14 protein-coding genes and 2 pseudogenes are annotated in these 17348 nt (G+C 74.3%); 11 read left to right on the top strand and 5 right to left on the bottom strand.

The window, feature by feature from the left end; all coding sequences use genetic code 11:
• Positions 1–307: 307 nt before the first annotated feature.
• The gene (locus tag ACIGWZ_RS30035; protein ID WP_400069836.1) at positions 308–1600 is read right to left on the bottom strand and encodes a GAF domain-containing protein; all 1293 of its coding nucleotides are present in this window, start codon (positions 1598–1600) and stop codon (positions 308–310) included.
• A gap of 312 nt (positions 1601–1912) precedes the next feature.
• Between ACIGWZ_RS30035 and ACIGWZ_RS30030 the strand changes: the two genes are divergently transcribed.
• Entirely contained in the window at positions 1913–2329 is a 417-nt protein-coding gene (locus tag ACIGWZ_RS30030) for a hypothetical protein (protein WP_400069835.1), read from the top strand.
• Positions 2330–2489: 160 nt separating this feature from the next.
• On the opposite strand, the gene ACIGWZ_RS30025 is transcribed toward ACIGWZ_RS30030, so the two are convergent.
• Positions 2490–4133, bottom strand: a complete 1644-nt coding sequence (locus tag ACIGWZ_RS30025) for an acyl-CoA dehydrogenase family protein (protein WP_400069834.1) — start codon at positions 4131–4133, stop codon at positions 2490–2492.
• A gap of 18 nt (positions 4134–4151) precedes the next feature.
• Here ACIGWZ_RS30025 and ACIGWZ_RS30020 point away from each other — a divergent pair, with 18 nt between their 5' ends.
• Complete coding sequence (locus ACIGWZ_RS30020) at positions 4152–5174, top strand: YihY/virulence factor BrkB family protein (protein WP_400069833.1); 1023 nt, start codon at positions 4152–4154, stop codon at positions 5172–5174.
• 132 nt (positions 5175–5306) lie between these two features.
• On the top strand, positions 5307–6641 hold the full coding sequence (locus ACIGWZ_RS30015; protein WP_400069832.1) for an MFS transporter: 1335 nt from the start codon (positions 5307–5309) through the stop codon (positions 6639–6641).
• Positions 6642–6826: 185 nt separating this feature from the next.
• On the opposite strand, the gene ACIGWZ_RS30010 is transcribed toward ACIGWZ_RS30015, so the two are convergent.
• Complete coding sequence (locus tag ACIGWZ_RS30010) at positions 6827–8524, bottom strand: IclR family transcriptional regulator C-terminal domain-containing protein (RefSeq protein WP_400069831.1); 1698 nt, start codon at positions 8522–8524, stop codon at positions 6827–6829.
• A 200-nt stretch (positions 8525–8724) separates the two neighbouring features.
• Between ACIGWZ_RS30010 and ACIGWZ_RS30005 the strand changes: the two are divergent.
• The 8 genes and pseudogenes from ACIGWZ_RS30005 to ACIGWZ_RS29970 form a co-directional block, all read left to right on the top strand.
• Positions 8725–9528 (top strand): annotated as a pseudogene (locus ACIGWZ_RS30005) (CoA transferase subunit A); the annotation flags it as partial.
• 135 nt (positions 9529–9663) lie between these two features.
• On the top strand, positions 9664–10389 hold the full coding sequence (locus tag ACIGWZ_RS30000; protein ID WP_400069858.1) for a CoA-transferase subunit beta: 726 nt from the start codon (positions 9664–9666) through the stop codon (positions 10387–10389).
• Positions 10371–10553 (top strand): annotated as a pseudogene (locus tag ACIGWZ_RS29995) (hypothetical protein); the annotation flags it as partial. The gene ACIGWZ_RS30000 and the pseudogene ACIGWZ_RS29995, both read left to right, overlap by 19 nt.
• Positions 10554–10593: 40 nt before the next feature.
• On the top strand, positions 10594–11376 hold the full coding sequence (gene pcaH, locus ACIGWZ_RS29990; protein WP_400069830.1) for a protocatechuate 3,4-dioxygenase subunit beta: 783 nt from the start codon (positions 10594–10596) through the stop codon (positions 11374–11376).
• Positions 11376–12005: a protocatechuate 3,4-dioxygenase subunit alpha gene (pcaG, locus tag ACIGWZ_RS29985; protein WP_400069829.1), complete on the top strand. Its 630-nt coding sequence runs from the start codon at positions 11376–11378 to the stop codon at positions 12003–12005. The genes pcaH and pcaG overlap by 1 nt, the downstream gene beginning before the upstream one ends.
• A gap of 28 nt (positions 12006–12033) precedes the next feature.
• Complete coding sequence (pcaB, locus tag ACIGWZ_RS29980; RefSeq protein WP_400069828.1) at positions 12034–13437, top strand: 3-carboxy-cis,cis-muconate cycloisomerase; 1404 nt, start codon at positions 12034–12036, stop codon at positions 13435–13437.
• Complete coding sequence (locus ACIGWZ_RS29975; protein WP_400069827.1) at positions 13434–14228, top strand: alpha/beta fold hydrolase; 795 nt, start codon at positions 13434–13436, stop codon at positions 14226–14228. The genes pcaB and ACIGWZ_RS29975 overlap by 4 nt, the downstream gene beginning before the upstream one ends.
• Entirely contained in the window at positions 14225–15412 is a 1188-nt protein-coding gene (locus ACIGWZ_RS29970) for a 4-hydroxybenzoate 3-monooxygenase (protein WP_400069826.1), read from the top strand. The genes ACIGWZ_RS29975 and ACIGWZ_RS29970 overlap by 4 nt, the downstream gene beginning before the upstream one ends.
• Before the next feature lie 182 nt (positions 15413–15594).
• Here the strand turns inward: ACIGWZ_RS29970 and ACIGWZ_RS29965 are convergent, their stop codons facing one another.
• A complete protein-coding gene (locus ACIGWZ_RS29965) occupies positions 15595–16095 on the bottom strand; it encodes a peptidylprolyl isomerase (RefSeq protein ID WP_400069825.1) in 501 nt (166 codons plus the stop codon).
• A 102-nt stretch (positions 16096–16197) separates the two neighbouring features.
• The gene (locus ACIGWZ_RS29960; protein WP_400069857.1) at positions 16198–17340 is read right to left on the bottom strand and encodes a PP2C family protein-serine/threonine phosphatase; all 1143 of its coding nucleotides are present in this window, start codon (positions 17338–17340) and stop codon (positions 16198–16200) included.
• Between the last annotated feature and the right edge of the window lie 8 nt (positions 17341–17348).

Genomic DNA, 17348 nt, shown 5'->3' with positions numbered 1-17348 from the left:
CGCGGGGCTGTTCGGCAGCGGCACCGGGCCTACACGGCTCCGCCGCTACGACCCGGCACCTCCCCGTTGGGGGTGGAGAGAAGACGGTGGGGGTGTATGTACGTGGTCAGGTGTCTCTTGGGACCGGTCATGGTGAACGCACGACTCGACGCCCGCCCCCACCGACCCCTTCCACCCACCCACGGGAGGGGACGGACCGTAGCGGCGGAGCCGTGTAGGGCCGGCACCGCTCCCGAACAACCCACGCCCGCCGCCAGGCGCAACGGCGAGAAACCAACCACGGCGGGACGGCCGACAACGTGGGGCCCTACCCAGCCCGCGCTGCCCGCACCGCCGGTGCCGACGAGTGGGGCAGGAGTTCCAGGGGGCGTGGCGGCAGGCGGAGTTCCACCTCCACGCCGTCCGCGAAGCGGTACGGCCGGTGGGCCAGTACGCCCGCGAGATGGCGGCGCAGCCGGGACAGCTCGGCGCGTACCGTGACCGTGCGGCCGCGGTCCCCGAACAGGTCCTGGGCGAGCTCGGCGGCGCTGCGGCCCCGCGGATGGTGCGCGGCGAGGACGAACAGCAGCTCGGCGTGGCGCGGGGAGAGCTCGTGCGACCAGCCGCCGGCCGGCCCGGTGACGGTGACCGTGGAGCCGTCCCGGCCGCTGACGTCCAGCAGCACCCGGCCGGGCCCGGCGGCCGGCTCGTCGCGGCCGATGCGGATCAGCCAGCCGCCGGGCAGCGGCTCCAGCGTGCACATGCCGTACCGCGGCAGCCACAGCGGACCGGCCTGCGGCGACTTGGGCAGCGCCACCCGGTCCGGCGGAGTGATGCCGGTGACCCCGGCGATCCAGCCGTTCGGGTCGACGGCCAGCGCCCGGCCGCCGATCCGCGCCAGGATCGGCGCCGCCGTCGACCGCAGCCGCTCCAGGGATGTGTGATGCCGGGTGCGCAGCTCGCCCTCCGCGAGCCCGGCGACCGCGGAGACCAGCGACAGTGTGGTGGGGTGGAAGGAATGGGCCGGGCCGCTGATGTCGACGGTGCCCAGCAGCCGGCCGTCGCGCGGGTCGTGCAGCGGCGCCGCGGCACACGTCCAGTGGTGGTGGGAGCGGACGAAGTGTTCGGCGGAGTGCACCAGCACCGGGCGCCGGGCCACCAGCGCGGTGCCGATCCCATTGGTGCCGACCACGCCCTCGGTCCAGTCGGCGCCCTTGTCGAAGCCGAGCCGGTCGGCCATCCGCCGGACCGGCGCACTGCCTTCCCGCCACAGCACCCGGCCCTCGGCATCGGTGACGACCATGATCTGCTGCGCGGCGTCGGCGGCCGCCAGCAGTCCGTCGTTGAGGACCGGGAGCACCGTCGTCAGCTGGGAGGTGTGCCGACGGTGCTCCAACTCGGCCACCGACAGCGGCTGTTGGGCGCGGTCGCGCTCCGGGTCGACGCCCGAGCCGATGGCCCGTAACCAGGACTCGCCGATGACCGGGCGGGGCGCGTCCAGCGGCGACTCGGGCGGCAGCTCGCCCGCGAGCGCGGCCTCCCGGACCGACGCCAGGCGGCGCGCGGTCTCGCGGATGTCCTGGGCCGACCGGACGGCGCTGCCGATCGCTGTGTCCTTCACGCTGCTCCCCGTTGCCCAACTGTCACGGCGGCCACCGGAAGCCGCCTACGGGTGGCCTCCCCCTGGCCCGTGCCCATCGTGCCGTCACCAGGCCCGGAACGCAGGTCCATTGCGCAGATCCATGGCAACGGGCTGCAACGGACTGCAACCGTTGTGGCCTATGACCCGCACCGGGAGTCTGGTCCTCAGCGGCCGATGGCATCCCGAGGCCGGAGGCTTGCCGGACACCCGTCGGCGAGCCCCCTGGCTGTCCGCCGGGGATTCCATCGGCCGCCACCACATCCCAGGCACGGCGCGGGAGGAGAGCTCACCATGGGGGTGACCGCTCCGCGCGTCGTGGTGATCGGAGCGACGGAGGGACTGCGTATCGCGCGCGCCGGACGGCTGGCCGACCACTACGGGGTGCCCAGACTGCCCGCGGTCGACGTCCTGATCAGGCGTCAGCCGCTGCCCGCCGACGGCTATGTCATCGACGGTGCGCCCCGGTTGCTCGACCGGGTGGCTCGGGTCGGCGGGCTGCTGCCCGCGCTGGCCTTCGCCGACCTCGTGGTGCATCTGCGCGAGGCGGGCCGTACGGAGGGGGAGGACGCCGGCCGGATCCTGCGCTACTACGAGGCCCGCGGGGCGCTGGCCGGGTTCCGGCCGGACGCATCCGACGGGGACCTCATCCTGGCCATCGACGCGGCGCGGCGCGGGCGGACCGCGGCGGATCCGCCGAGATGGCCCTGAGACCGGGAGGGGTGCCGAGTCGGCGCGGCACCGCTCCTTGACCGGCGCGGCGGCGGGATCCCCCTGTCCCCGTTCCAGGCGGGCGCTCCGCCCCGCCACTGGGAACGAGGAGCCGCCGCCGCGCCAGCCCCGCGGGACGCACCGCCGCGCCCCGCAGGACTCAGCCGCCGATGACCGGCCGCGCCCGCGCCACGATCGCCGCTAGGTCCAGCGTGTGCGGCAGCGTCCCGAACGCCGCGCCCGCGTCGCCGCCCAGCCGGGACGCGCAGAACGCGTCCGCCACCTCGGGCGGCGCGTACCGCACCAGCAGCGACCCCTGGAGTACCAGCGCCAGCCGCTCCACCAGCCGCCGGGCGCGCGCCTCGATGCCCTCCAGGTCGGCGAGTTCGGTCAGCATCGCCTTGATCGCCCGGTCCAGCCGGTGGTCCGCGCCGCGCGCCGCGCCGATCTCCGTCAGGTACGCGTTCAGCGCGGCCGGTTCGCGCTGCAGCGCCCGCAGTACGTCCAGCGCCTGGACGTTGCCCGAGCCCTCCCAGATGGAGTTCAGCGGCGCCTCGCGCAGCAGCCGCGGCATCCCCGACTCCTCGACGTAGCCGTTGCCGCCCAGGCACTCCAGCGCTTCGGCGGCCACCGGCGTGCACCGCTTGGTCACCCAGTACTTGGCGGCCGGGACCGCCAGCCGCAGAAAGTGCCGGTCCTGCTCGGTGCCGCTGTCGTACGCGGCCGCCAGCCGCAGCGCCAGCGTCGTCGCCGCCTCCGACTCCAGTGCCAGATCGGCCAGCACATTGCGCATCAGCGGTTTGTCGATCAGCCGCCCGCCGAACGCCTCCCGGTACGCGCAGTGGTGCACCGCCTGCGCCACCGCCTGCCGCATCACCGCCGCTGCCCCCGTCACACAGTCCAGCCGGGTCGCCGCGACCATCTCGATGATCGTCGCCACCCCGCGCCCCTCCTCGCCCACCCGGCGCGCCCAGGTCCGCCCGTCGAACTCGATCTCCGCCGAGGCGTTGGAGCGGTTGCCCAGCTTGTCCTTGAGCCGCTGGATACGGAAGGAATTACGGGTGCCGTCCGGCAGCACCCGCGGCAGCAGGAAACAGGTGAGCCCGCCGGGTGCCTGGGCCAGGACCAGGAAGACGTCGGACATCGGCGCCGAGCAGAACCACTTGTGCCCGGTCAGGACGTACTCGCCGGGGGCGGCCAGCGGCTCGGCGGAGGTCGTGTTGGCCCGTACGTCGCTGCCGCCCTGCTTCTCCGTCATCGCCATCCCGGCCAGCGCCCCGCCCTTCTCGGCGGCCGGCCGCAGGTCCCGCTCGTACACATGGGAGGTCAGCAGCGGCTCCCACTCGGCCGCCAGTTCCGGGTCGGCGCGCAGCGCGGGCACCGCCGCATGGGTCATCGACACCGGGCAGGTGTGCCCCGCCTCGGCCTGGCTCCAGACGAGGAATCCGGCGCTGCGGCGGACCTGCCCGTCGGGGCGCGACCAGGCGTCGGTGAGACCGGCCGTCACGGCGTGCCCCAGCAGCCGGTGCCAGGCCGGGTGGAACTCCACCTCGTCGATGCGGTGCCCGTAGCGGTCGTGGGTGCGCAGCACGGGCGGGTGGGCGTTGGCCTGCTCGCCCCATTGCCGGGCGTGCGCCGAGCCGGCCGCCTGCCCGAGCCGGCTCAATTCCTCCCGTACTTCCTCGAGCCGTACGTCGTCGACGTACCGCGTGATGCCCTCGGTGAGCGCCGGATCGGAGGCGAAGACGTCGTATCCGACCAGCGGCGGGGGCTGGTTCGTGACCGTATGAGTGCTGGCTGCCATGGCAGATACGGTAAGGAGGTGCCGCCAGCAAACGAACCAGTCAAACGGCCGGCGGGCCGTCTGACCAGGGCCCGGGTCCTCTACCGCAATGTCTCCAAGCGACGGCTGGCATGGCTGCTGCTCAAGGACGTCGTCAACTCCTGCATGGAGTACCGCGTCACCGGGCTGGCCGCCGAGGCCGCGTTCTTCTGTCTGCTGTCGCTGCCGCCGCTGCTGCTCGGACTGATCGGCCTGCTCGGCTATATGGAGCAGTGGATCGGCCACGCCACCATCGACAGCATCCGGCAGAACATCCTCGACGCCTCCGGCACCGTGCTCTCCGACAAGGGCGTGAACGAGATCGCCCGGCCGCTGCTGGACGATGTCTTCACGGGCCGGCGCCCCGACGTCATCTCCCTCGGCTTCGCCATCGCCCTGTGGTCCGGCTCCCGGGCGCTGAACGTCTTCGTCGACACCATCACCATCATGTACGGGCTCGACGGGCGGCGCGGCATCGTCCGGACCCGGTTGCTGGCGTTCGCCCTCTACCTCGCGGCGCTGGTCGTCGGTGCCGTCGCGCTGCCTTTGATGGTGGCCGGGCCGGACGCGGTCGTCGGCTGGCTGCCGGCCAGCGCCGACATCGTCCGGGTCCTGTACTGGCCGGTCGTGCTGATCCTGTCCGTGGCCTTTCTGACCACGCTGTACCACGCGTCGGTACCCGTCCGTTCGCCGTGGCCGGAGGACATTCCCGGCGCCGTCGTCGCCCTCGCGATGTGGGTGTTCGGCAGCTTTCTGCTCCGCCTCTACCTCACCTCGACCGTCGAGGGCCCCACGATCTACGGGTCGTTGGCCGCGCCCGTCGCCGTACTGCTGTGGATCGGTGTCTCGGCCTTCGCCGTCCTGGTGGGGGCCGCGATGAACGCCGCCCTCGACCGGGTGTGGCCCTCGGTCGCCACGGCCGCGGGGCGCGCGGAGCGGGAGCGGCGGGTGCACGCGGTGGGGGAGGGGCGGGGTACTTCGGGCGGCGGCCGTACCGAGGGGGAGGGTCCGGACCGGCCCTGAGGCGGTGCGGGCCATTGACAGCCCCGGGGTACGGGGAGAGGATCCTCGGCCAGTAGGGCGAACGAAAGTTCACCACGCGAACAGCCTTTGTCGTTCACGCGCCACCTTGCCCGCTGTGAATCCGAGGTCGCCATGTCACCCATCGGCACGCCCGCGTCCCCCACGGACACCCCCGCAGCCCGCGCCCCCGCCCACCACACCTTCCGCTCCGTCGCGCCCGTCCTGGCGCTGTGCTGGCTCGCCGTCTTCTTCGACGGCATGGACGTCAACGTCTACGGCGCCGTCATGCCGCACATGCTTGACGACCCGTCACTCGGACTCACCCCCGGAGCGGCCGGCACCATCGGCAGCTGGACCACCTTCGGCATGCTGATCGGCGCCCTCGCCACCGGCACCCTCACCGACTGGCTCGGCCGCCGGCCGGTCCTGGTCACCAGCGTGCTGCTGTTCTCCGCCGGGTCCGCGGTCTGCGCCCTCTCCGGCGCGCCCGCACTCTTCGGCGCCGGGCGCTTCCTCGCCGGGCTCGGCCTCGGCGGCCTGATGCCGCTCTGCCTCTCGATGGTGATGGAGTTCGCGCCGCCCCGCCGCGCCGCGCTGGCCACCGGCCTGCTGATGACCTCGTACCACGCGGGCGGGATGGTCGCCACCGGCCTCGGCCTGACCCTCGCCCCCGCGGTCGGCTGGCGCTCGGTGTTCTGGGCCGGCGTACTGCCCGCGGTCGTCGCCACCCCGCTGCTGCTCCGGCTGCTGCCGGAATCTCCCGGCGTCCTCCTGGCCAAGGGCCGCACCGCCGAGGCCGAGGCCGTCGCCTACCGCTACGGCATGGCCCGCCCCGTCCCCGCCGACGCGCCGCCCCCGGGCGCCAAGGGCCGCCTGGCCGCGGTCCGCGCGCTGTTCCGGCCGGGCGTCCGCGGGGCGACCCCGCTCCTGTGGCTCGCCTCGTTCTGCGGGCTGCTCCTGGTCTACGGCGTCAGCACCTGGCTCCCGCAGATGATGCGCGCCACCGGCTACGGCCTGACGTCCTCGGTCAGCTTCCTGCTCATCATCAACGCGGGCGGCATCGCCGGCATGCTCATCGCCGGCCGCACCGCCGACCGGTTCGGCCCGGTCACCGTCTCCGCCCTGTGGTTCCTGCTCACCGCCGCCGGTGCGCTGCTGCTGGGGGCGCATCCGCCGCTCGCCCTCACCTACGTGGTCGTGGCGCTCACCGGCGTCTGGCTCTTCAGCGCCCAGACGATGGTCTACGCGGCCGCCGACCGCGTCTATCCGTCCACCGAACGCGCCACCGGCCTGGGCTGGGTCACCGGCATCGGCCGCACCGGCGCCGTGGTCGGCCCCTGGCTCGGCGGCACCCTGGCGGCCGACGGCAACGACCAACTGGGCTTCACCGCCTTCGCGCTGGCGGGCCTGCTGGGTGCGGTGGCGATCGGACTGGTGGCGGTCACCGGCCGCCGCGGCCGGAGCTGACGGCGACCGGCTGCGCGGGATGCGGGCCGGCCACCCTCGGCGGCCTCGGGCACGGCTCCTTGGGCGCGGTACCGGCCGCGTAGAGGTCGACGCCTCGGTCGTGCCTCGGTCCTGGATGCGCGCGTTGCGCCTCTGCGAGTTCACGGCCCGCGGCATGCCGCAGGGCCCCGACGGCCGCTCGCCGCTCACACCGTCGGAATGCGTACGTAGCGCCCCGCGACCCGTAGGTCCGCCTCGATGTCCGCCGCGGCCTCGCGCAGCGCCGGGAGGATGGCCTCCCGGGCCTCCTGCGGCGTGCAACGGGCCGCGTGGGTGGAGACGTTGACGGCGGCCACGACCCGGCCGGTGCGGTCGCGGACCGGTACGGCGAGGGAGCGCAGGCCCTCCTCCAGTTCCTCGTCCACCAGGGCGTAGCCGTCGGCGCGGACGGTCTCCAGGGTGGCCATGAGGCGGTGCGGGTCGGTGAGGGTGTGACGGGTGAGGGGTTCGAGGTGCACGAGGGCGAGGCGGGCGGACAGCTCGGCCGGTGGGAGGTCGGCGAGGAGGACTCGGCCCATCGAGGTGGCGTGGGCGGGGAAGCGGGTGCCCAGGGTGATGTTGACGCTCATGATGCGGACGGTGGGGACGCGCGCCACGTAAAGGATGTCGTCGCCGGACAGCACCGCCATCGAGGCGGAGTCGTGCACCCGCTCGACCAGCGCCGCCAGATGCGGCTGGGCGATGGCGGGCAGCGTCAGGCCCGAGAGGTGCGCGAAGCCCAGCTCCAGGACCTTCGGCGTGAGACGGAAGAGCTTGCCGTCCGTGGCGAGGTAGCCGAGGTGCTCCAGGGTGATCAGGGCCCGGCGGGCGGTGGCGCGGGCCAGACCGGTGGCCTTCGCCACGGCGGTGAGGGAAAGCGCGGCGCGGCCGCCGCCGAATGCGGTGAGGGTGATCAGCCCGCGGGCCATCGATTCGACGAACTCGGGACCCAGTTCCTGCTTCGATGCCCGCATCCAGCTCGCATGCGCCGCTACGGGGTCGGCCCCGGCGTCGGCGGCGGGCGGCGCACCCAGGACGTACTCCATGGCGGCCACCGTCTCCCGCAGCCGCGGCAGTACCGCCTCCCGCAGTTCGTCCGCGCTCAGCCGGCTGGTGTGGCTGACGACGCTCACCGCGCAGACCGTACGCCCCGCCGGGTCCCGTACCGGCACGGCCACCGCGACCAGGCCCGGCTCGATGAGCTGGTCGTCCTGCGACCAGCAGGCCGTCCGGGCGGCGGCCACCCGCGCTTCGAAGTCGCCGCCGGATGCTTCGTCCGGGGCCGCCGGCGCGTCGGCGGCGGGCCGCGGCGGAACGGCGGGGAAGCCCGCGTCCGTAGGGTCGGCGGCCCGCCGGCGTCGCCAGCGGCGCCAGTCGTCGGAGTCCCACGCCGCCGCGAACAGCGCACCGGGCGCGCCCCGTTCGGCGGGCAGCAGATCGCCGATGCGGAAGGCGAGCGACATGGCGCGGCGGCGGGTCGCCTGGTGGACGAAGCGGACGCCGTCGCCGTCGGGGACCGCCAGCGAGACCGACTCGTCGAGCTCGTCGGCGAGCCGGTCGGCGAGCGGGCCGAGCCGGTCGGGGAGTTCGGAGGCGGCGAGGTAGGCGTTGCCCAGTTCCAGGAGCCGGGGTGTGAGGACGGCGTCCCGGCCCTCGGTGCGGACGTAGCCGAGCCGGGCGAGGGTGCTCAGCACGCGGTCCACGGTGGAGCGCGCGAGTTCCGTACCGCGCACGAGGTCGCCCACCGCCTGCCGGCCGCCGCGCGCCGCCAGCTCGCGCAGCACGGAGAGGCTGCGCATCAGCGGGGCCACCGCCTCGGGCGGCGGTCCCGGTGATGACGGGTCGGTGGGTGCGGGGTGGCTCATCGGCTCTCCACGGTGCGGCGATCTCGTCGGAACCGTACCCGGCGCACCGTTGACAGGGCCGGGGGCGGGGTTCAAACTCGGGGCAGCTGGATTTTGAACTTAAGTTCACTATGCGAACGAATCGATGGCCCCCGCGAACGGGTCCTTGGGCCGAGCGGGCTGACGAGCGCGGTGACGGAGCCGGAACCGAAGGCGAGGACATGGCCGACATCCATTCCCTGCACGACGCCGTCGCGGAGCTGATCCACGACGGCGACACCGTGGCGCTGGAGGGGTTCACCCATCTGATCCCGTTCGCCGCGGCGCACGAGATCATCCGGCAGGGCCGCACCGGCCTCACGCTCGCCCGGATGACCCCGGACGTGGTCTACGACCAGCTGATCGGCGCCGGCGCGGCAGCCAAGCTGATCTTCTCCTGGGGCGGCAACCCGGGCGTCGGCTCGCTGCACCGCTTCCGGGACGCCGTCGAGAACGGCTGGCCCGCCCCGCTGGAGATCGACGAACACAGCCACGCCGGGATGGCCAACCGCTACGCCGCGGGCGCCGCCAAGCTCCCGTTCGCGGTGCTGCGCGGCTACCGCGGCAGCGACATCCCCGGCCGTACGTCCACCGTCTCCACCGTCACCTGCCCGTTCACGGGAGAACAGCTCGCCGCCGTCGCCGCCCTCAACCCCGACGTCACGGTCATCCACGCGCAGCAGGCCGACCGGGCCGGCAACGTCCAACTGTGGGGCCTGACCGGCGTGCAGAAGGAGGCGGCGCTGGCCGCCCGGCGCGTCCTGGTCACCGTCGAGGAGCTCGTCGACACGCTGGAGCCGCGCCCCGGCGGCGTCGTGCTGCCCAGCTGGGTCGTGGACGCGGTCGCGGTCGTCCCCGGCGGCGCGCACCCCTCGTACGCGGCGGGGTACTCGGTCCGGGACAACGCCTTCTACCGGGAGTGGGACGGGATCGCGCGGGACCGGCAGGCGTTCGGCCGCTGGCTGGCGGAGACGGTGCGGAAGGAGACGGTGCGGACGGAAGGGGCGCGGGGCGAGGAGGTGCGGGGCGAGCGTCCGACGGCCGCCGCCCCGGCCACCACCCCCGGAAAGGCCACGCCCGCCACCCAACCGGCCACCCCCGCCTGGACCCCCGACGAGCTCATGGAGATCAACGCCGCCCGCGCCCTCGTCGGCGCCCGTACCTGCTTCGTCGGCATCGGGCTGCCCAGTACGGCCGCCAATCTCGCCCGCCGCACCGTCAATCCGGACCTGGTGCTGGTCTACGAGTCCGGCACCCTCGGCTCCAAGCCGACCCGGCTGCCGCTGTCCATCGGCGACGGCGAACTCGCCGACACCGCCGATTCCGTGGTGTCCGTACCGGAGATCTTCAACTACTGGCTCCAGGGCGGCCGCATCGACGTCGGCTTCCTCGGCGCCGCGCAGGTCGACCGGTTCGCCAACATCAACACCACCGTCGTCGACCGCGGCCCCGGCAGGCCCGAAGGGCGGCTGCCCGGCGCGGGCGGCGCACCCGAGATCGCCGCCAATTGCGGGCAGGTGCTGATGGTGCTCCGGCACAGCCGCCGCAACTTCGTCGACCGGCTCGACTTCGTCACCACCCTCGGCCACGGCAGCGGCCCCGGCGACCGCGCGGCCCTCGGCCTGCCCGGCGCCGGCCCGACCGTGGTCATCACCGACCTCGGCGTGCTCCGTCCCGACCCGGACACCGCGGAACTCGTCCTCACCGAACTGCACCCGGGAGTGACGGCCGATCAGGTACGGGACGCCACCGGCTGGGACCTGAAGAGGGCCGATCGGATCGGCGTCACCGACCCGCCCACCGCCGCGGAACTCGCCGCCCTGCGCGCCCTCAAGGAGGCCTCGTGATCACCGGCCGCCCCCGGGACGCGTACGTCGTCGACGCCGTCCGCACCCCCATCGGCGCATACGGCGCCGTCGCCCACCGACTGGCCGCCGCCGGCTCCGGCACGGGACTCGCCACGCTGTGCGTCGGCGTGGGCCAGGGCCTCGCCGTGGTACTGGAGAGATAGCCGCCGCAGCCGTATCCGCACCCCTGCACGGAGAGGCATCATGACCGCACCGATCACCCCGCAGGCCGACATCTCCCGCGAGATCGCCGCACTCGAGACCGCCGCCGACCGGGCCCGTACCGCGGGCGCTCCCGCACCCGAGCACCCCGCCCGGAACTACGCGCCCTACCGCAGCAGCACCCCCCGCCACCCCCGCCACCCGCTCGTCGAGATCGACGCGCTCGCCGACCCGGAGGCCGTCGAACTGACCGGCCCCGCCTTCGGTGTCACCGACATCACCGACCTCGACGCCGATCTCACCCGGCAGCACACGGGCGAGCCGCTCGGCGAACGCATCACCGTCACCGGCCGCGTCCTCGACCGCACCGGCCGCCCCCTACGCGGCCAGCTCGTCGAGATATGGCAGGCCAACGCCTCCGGCCGCTACGCCCACCGGCGCGACCAGCACCCCGCCCCGCTCGACCCGCACTTCACCGGCGTCGGCCGGGCGCTGACCGACGACGACGGCCGCTACGCCTTCACCACCGTCAAGCCCGGCGCCTACCCCTGGCGCAACCACGACAACGCCTGGCGCCCGGCCCACATCCACTTCTCGCTCTTCGGCTCCGCCTTCACCCAACGCCTGGTCACCCAGATGTACTTCCCCGGCGATCCGCTCTTCCCCTACGACCCGATCCTCGCCTCGGTCACCGACCCCGCCGCCCGCGCCCGCCTGGTCGCCGCCTACGACCACGAACTGTCCCGCCCCGAATGGTCCCTCGGCTACCGCTGGGACATCGTCCTGGACGGCCCGTCCGCCACCTGGATCGAGGAAGGCCGCTGATGCCCGCCGTCCCGCGCCCCGCTGCCGCGCTCCCCCCGACCCCGTCCCAGACCATCGGCCCGTTCTACGGCTACGCCCTCCCCTTCCCCGGAGGCGAACAGATCGCGCCCGCCGGCCACCCCGACACCCTCACCGTCCACGGACACGTACGGGACGGAGCCGGCGCCCCGGTGCCGGACGCGCTGCTGGAGTTCTGGCAGGCGGGCCCGGACGGCAGCCTGACGGGCGCGCCCGGCTCGCTGCGCCGGGACCCGGCCACCGGCGCGGTCATCGGCCGCAACGGCGTGGATTTCACCGGCTTCGGCCGCGTCCCCACCGACGCCGACGGCCACTACGCCGTACGCACCCTCCCCGCCACCGCTCCCGCCGCGCGCCCCGACGCCGCCCCCTACCTCGCCGTCTGCGTCTTCGCCCGCGGACTGCTGCACCACCTCTTCACCCGCATCTACTTCCCCGAGCACGCAACGGCCCACGCCGCCGACCCGCTGCTCTCCCGGCTCCCCGCCGACCGCGCGCGCACCCTCCTCGCCCGCCCCGACGGCCCCGCCCGCCGCTACCGCTTCGACATCCATCTGCAGGGCGCCGAGGACGGCAGCCACGAGGAGACGGTGTTCCTTGCCTTCCGATGACAGGCCGGGCGAGGAGAGGCCGCACCCGATGGCCGAAGTCCCGCCCCCCGCCGCCGACCTGGGCCTGCTGAGCCCCTCCTGGGCCGGCTCCGCCGTCGCCGACCGCACCGGCGACGCCGCTTATCTGCGCGCCATGCTCGACGCCGAGGCCGCGCTCACCCGCGCCCAGGCGGCCCTCGGGCTCGCCCCGGAATCGGCGGCCGCCGCCGTCACCGCCGCGGCACACACCCTTCGCTGCCACGACCTCGCGCTGCGGGCCCGCGCCGCCGGCAACCCGGTGGTCCCGCTCGTCGCCGACCTGACCGCCGCCGTCGCCGACCGCGACCCGGACGCCGCTCCCGCCGTCCACCGGGGCGCCACCAGCCAGGACATCCTCGACACCGCCACCATGCTGGTCAGCGCCCGCGCCCTGGACGCCGTCCGCGCCGACCTGGGCCGCACCGCCGACGCGCTGCGCCGCACCGCCGCCGAACACCGCGACACCCCCATGGCCGGCCGCACCCTCACCCAGCACGCGGTGCCCACCACCTTCGGCCTCAAAGCCGCCGGCTGGCGCAGCCTCGTCCTCGACGCCGACGACCGGCTCGCCGCCGTACGCGCTTCGCTCCCCGCCCAACTGGGCGGTGCCGCGGGCACCCTCGCGGCGTTCCACGCCTACGCCGAGGCCGGGGCCGGGCCCGGCGAAGCGGCCGGGCCCGGCCCGGGCGTACGGCTCCTCGCCGGGTACGCCGCCGAGACCGGCCTGGCCGAACCCGCCCTGCCCTGGCACACCTTGCGCACCCCGATCGCCGACCTCGCCGGCGCGCTCGCCTTCACCGCGGGCGCCCTCGGCAAGATGGCGGCAGATGTTCTGACCCTCTGCCGCACCGAGATCGGCGAACTCGCCGAGGGCGGCGCCGGAGGAGGATCGTCCGCCATGCCGCACAAGGCCAACCCGGTGCGCGCCACGCTCATCGCGGCCGCCGCCCGCCAGGTCCCGGCGCAGGCCGCCGTGCTGTACGGGTCCCTCACCGCCGAGGACGAACGCCCACCCGGCGCCTGGCACGCCGAATGGCAGCCGCTGCGAGAGGCGCTGCGCCTGGTGGGCGGCGCGGCGCGGGACGCCGCCGAACTGACTGCCGGCCTGGAGGTCCGGCCGGACCGCATGCGGCGCAACCTCGACGCGACCCGCGGCCTGGTCGTCACCGAACGCCTCGCCGCCGCCCTCACCCCCGTACTGGGCCGTGCCGAGGCCCGCCGCACCCTCGACGAGGCGGCCCGCCGCGCCGCCGCAGAGGGCCTCGACCTCCGCGACGCCCTCGCCCCCGGCACCCTCCCCGACGACCGCCTCCGCCCACTCCTCGACCCCACCACCTACCTGGGCTCCGCCGGCCCCCTCGTCGACCGCGCCCTGGCCCGCCCCGCGCACCACCCGCAGGAGCCCACCCCATGACCCACCCGCCGACCGCACCGCTCCCGCACCACACCCTGGACGGCCCCGCCGACGCCCCGCCCCTGGTCCTGGGCCCCTCCCTGGGCACCTCCCACCATGTCTGGGACGCCCAACTCCCTTACCTGGCAGGCCGGTTCCGCACCGTGCGCTGGAACCTCCCCGGCCACGACGACGGCCCGGAACCCACCCCGACGCCCACCACCACCGTCCCCGACCTGGCCCGCCGCGTCCTCGCCCTCGCCGACACCCTCGGCATCGACCGCTTCGCCCACGCCGGAATCTCCCTCGGCGGCGCCGTCGGCACCTGGCTCGCCGCACACCACCCCGAGCGGATCGCCTCCCTCGCCGTGATCTGCTCCGCCGCCCGCTTCGGCGCCCCCGACGCCTGGCACGAGCGGGCCGCGCTCGTCCGCGAGAAAGGCACCGGCCCGGTAGCCGACGCAGCCGCCGGCCGCTGGTTCACCCCCGCCTTCGCCGCCTCCCCGCAGGCCACCGCCCTCCTCGACGCGCTGCGCCACACGGTCTCGCCCACGGGCTATGCGGCCTGCTGCGACGCCCTCGCCGCCTGCGACCTCCGCGCCGACCTGCCCCGCATCGCCGCCCCCACCCTCATCGTCGCGGGCCGCGCCGACCCGGCCACCCCGCCCCCGTACGCCCGCGAACTCGCCGACGGCATCCCCGACGCGACCCTCCTCGAACTCCCCAGGGCCGCCCACCTCGCCCCCGTCGAACGCCCCGCCCCGGTACGCGCCGCCCTCCTCGCCCACCTCACGGAAGGAACACCGACGTGACGGGCCCACGCCACACCACCGTCGGCATCATCGGCGCCGGCCCCGCGGGCCTGCTGCTCGCCCGCCTCCTGCACCGCGCCGGCATGGACTGCACCGTCCTGGAACACCGCGACCGCGCCTACGTGGAGCGGCGGCAGCGCGCCGGCATCCTCGAACAGGGCACCGTCGACGTGCTGCGCGCCTGCGGGGCGGGGGAGCGGCTGGACCGCGAGGGCCTGGTCCACGACGGTATCGAGCTGCGCCACGACCGGCGCGCCCACCGCCTCGACTTCCCCGCGCTGACCGGCGGGCGCCGGGTCACGGTCTATGCCCAGACGGAGGTCGTCAAGGACCTCATAGCCCTCCAGCTCGCCTCGGGCCCACCCCTGCTGTTCGACGCCCAGGCCCTCGCCGTAGCGGGCGCGGACACCTCCCGCCCCCGCATCCGCTACCGCCACAAGGGCCGCGAACACACCCTCACCTGCGACTACGTCATCGGCTGCGACGGCTTCCACGGCGTCACCCGCAGCGCCGTCCCCGCACACGAACGCCGCACCTACGAGCGCAGCTACCCCTACTCCTGGCTCGGCGTGCTCGCCGAAGTGCCCCCGTCCTCCGACGAGTTGATCTACGCCCACTCCGCGCGCGGCTTCGCCCTCTTCAGCATGCGCACGCCCACCGTCAGCCGCCTCTACCTCCAGGTCCCCAACGGCACCGACCCCGCCGACTGGCCCGACGACCGCATCTGGGACGAACTGGAGCGACGCGCCGCCGTCGACACGCCCTGGAAGCTGGAGCGCGGCCCGATCACCGCGAAGTCGGTCCTGCCCATGCGCAGTTCGGTCACCGAACCCATGCGCTACGGCCGCATCCTGCTCGCCGGTGACGCCGCGCACATCGTCCCGCCCACCGGCGCCAAGGGCCTCAACCTCGCGGTCGCCGACGTCACCGTCCTGGCCCGCGCCCTCGCCCACCTGCACCGCACCGGCTCGACGGCGCTCCTCGACGCCTACTCCGCCACCTGCCTGCGCCGCGTCTGGCGCGCCGAACACTTCTCTTCCTTCATGACCTCGACCCTGCACACCGACCCGGACCAGAGCCCCTTCGAGACCCGGCTCCAGCTCTCCCAGCTCGACCGCATCGCCACCTCGCCGCATGCCGCGGCCGAACTGGCGGAGAACTACACGGGGTTGCCGTTGGGATGACCGGGCGCGGCCACCGCCTCGTCGTCGGGATCGCCGGAGGGCTCGGTGGTCGGGCTCTCCGGCCGGAGCCCCCGTACTGCGGGCTCCGGCCGCGTCCCGGTGAGCGCGCACAAGGGTGGCGTCCACCGCGACGACCCGCTCCAGGACGGCGGGACGGTCCGAAAGCCGTGCGAATGCCGCCCCTATCCGACGATCTCGGCGCGCTCGAGGACGACGTCGACCTCCGGGACATCCGCATACCCGGCCTTGGTGACCGTACGGACGTTCTCGATCGCGTCGACGACCTCTCGGCCCTCGATCACCTCACCGAAGACCGCGTAGCCCCAGCCCTGTTCGGTCTGGTCGGTGTGGTTGAAGGAGTCGTTGTCGTTGACGTTGATGAAGAACTGTGACGCTGCCGAGTGCGGCTCCGTCATGCGGGCCATCGCCACGGTGTACGCGTTGTTGCCCAGCCCGTTGTTCGCCTCGTTCACGATGGCGTCACGGGTGGTCTTTATGTTCATGCCGGGCTCGAACCCTCCGCCCTGGAGCACGAGGTTCTTGATGACCCGGTGAAAGACCGTCCCGTCGTAGTAGCCGTCCTCGACGTACCGGACGAAGTTCTCGACCGTCCTCGGGGCCTTCTCCGCGTCCAACCGCAGGATGATGTCGCCGTGGTCGGTGGCCAGCTTGACCTTGGTCATGAAGACCTCGCTATCTGTGCATGCTCGGTAGGGAAACACCGAGCATTGTTGCAAAGAGGCAAGTGTGGGCCCTGGCGGGGCAATTGAGGGGGCGTCGCGCGCTCAGCTCCCGACCGCTCGTCCGAGAGGGACGCCCTGGTTCCGGTCCTGGCCCCCGTGCCCCTCCCGGTACCGCACCAGCAGCATCGCCGCATCGTCGTGCAACGGCCCCTCGACGTGCTCGACCAGGTCCTCGCGCACCGCCCGCAACGCCCCTTCGGGGTCGGGCTCCTTGAGGAGGGCGGCGCGTTCGTCGAGGGGGTAGAAGCGGCCCGCCGCGTCGCGGGCCTCGGTGACGCCGTCGGTGTAGAAGAGCAGCTGGTCACCGGGGGCGAACGGCACCTCGTAGGGGAGCGGCGGGTCGGAGCCGTGGTCGGAGAGGCCGAGGGGGAGGGCGCGGTCGGGCGGCGCGGCGAAGGCCACCGAGCCGGTGGGGCGGACGACGAGGGGGGCCGGGTGGCCGAAGTTGAGGAGCGTGGCGTGCGGGCCGTCGCCGACCTCGGCCAGCACCGCGGTGACGAAGCGCTCGCCCGCCAGGTGCCGGTTCAGCGCCCGTTCCACCCGCTCGCCGACCGCGGACAGATCGGGCTCGTCGTGCGCCGCCTCCCGGAACGCGCCGAGCACCACCGCCGCGGTCTCCACCGCCTCCAGCCCCTTGCCCTGCACATCGCCGACGATCATCCGTACGCCACCGGGTGAGGTCACCACCTCGTACAGGTCCCCGCCGATCCGGGCCTCGGCCACCGCCGACGTGTAGGAGACGGCGATCACCAGCGGGCCCGCAGCGCGCGGGACCGGGCGCAGCAGGACGCGCTGGGCGACCTCCGCGATCGACCGGACGCTGGCCAGCTCCGCCTCGCGGCGCTGGCGCATCACCGCGGCCACCACACCCGCCGCGGTGACCCCGGCCACCGTCAGCAGCGCGGTCAGCCCGCGCCGCCCCTCGATCAGGTCGCTGTAGAGGCCCAGCGCGGTACAGAGGACGGCCGCGATCAGCCCGACGAGGGCGGTCCGCCGCCAGCCGCCGACCAGCCCGGCGAACGCGGGCCCCAGGGAGACCAGCGGCAGCAGCCCGAGTCCGGGTCCGGCGATGAGGTCCCCCGCACAGACCGCGGCCATCACGGCATACGGGAGCGCGACCAGCACCCGGGAGCCGGTGCGCTGTTCGGTGTGGGACACGGCCAAGGTGTACTCCGACGGGGTCATCAGATGCG

This window comes from Streptomyces sp. NPDC053427 (genome assembly GCF_044544985.1).
Lineage (GTDB): Bacteria > Actinomycetota > Actinomycetes > Streptomycetales > Streptomycetaceae > Streptomyces.
The sequence above is the reverse complement of the archived record's forward strand: the minus strand, read 5'-3'. Positions and strand labels throughout refer to the sequence as shown.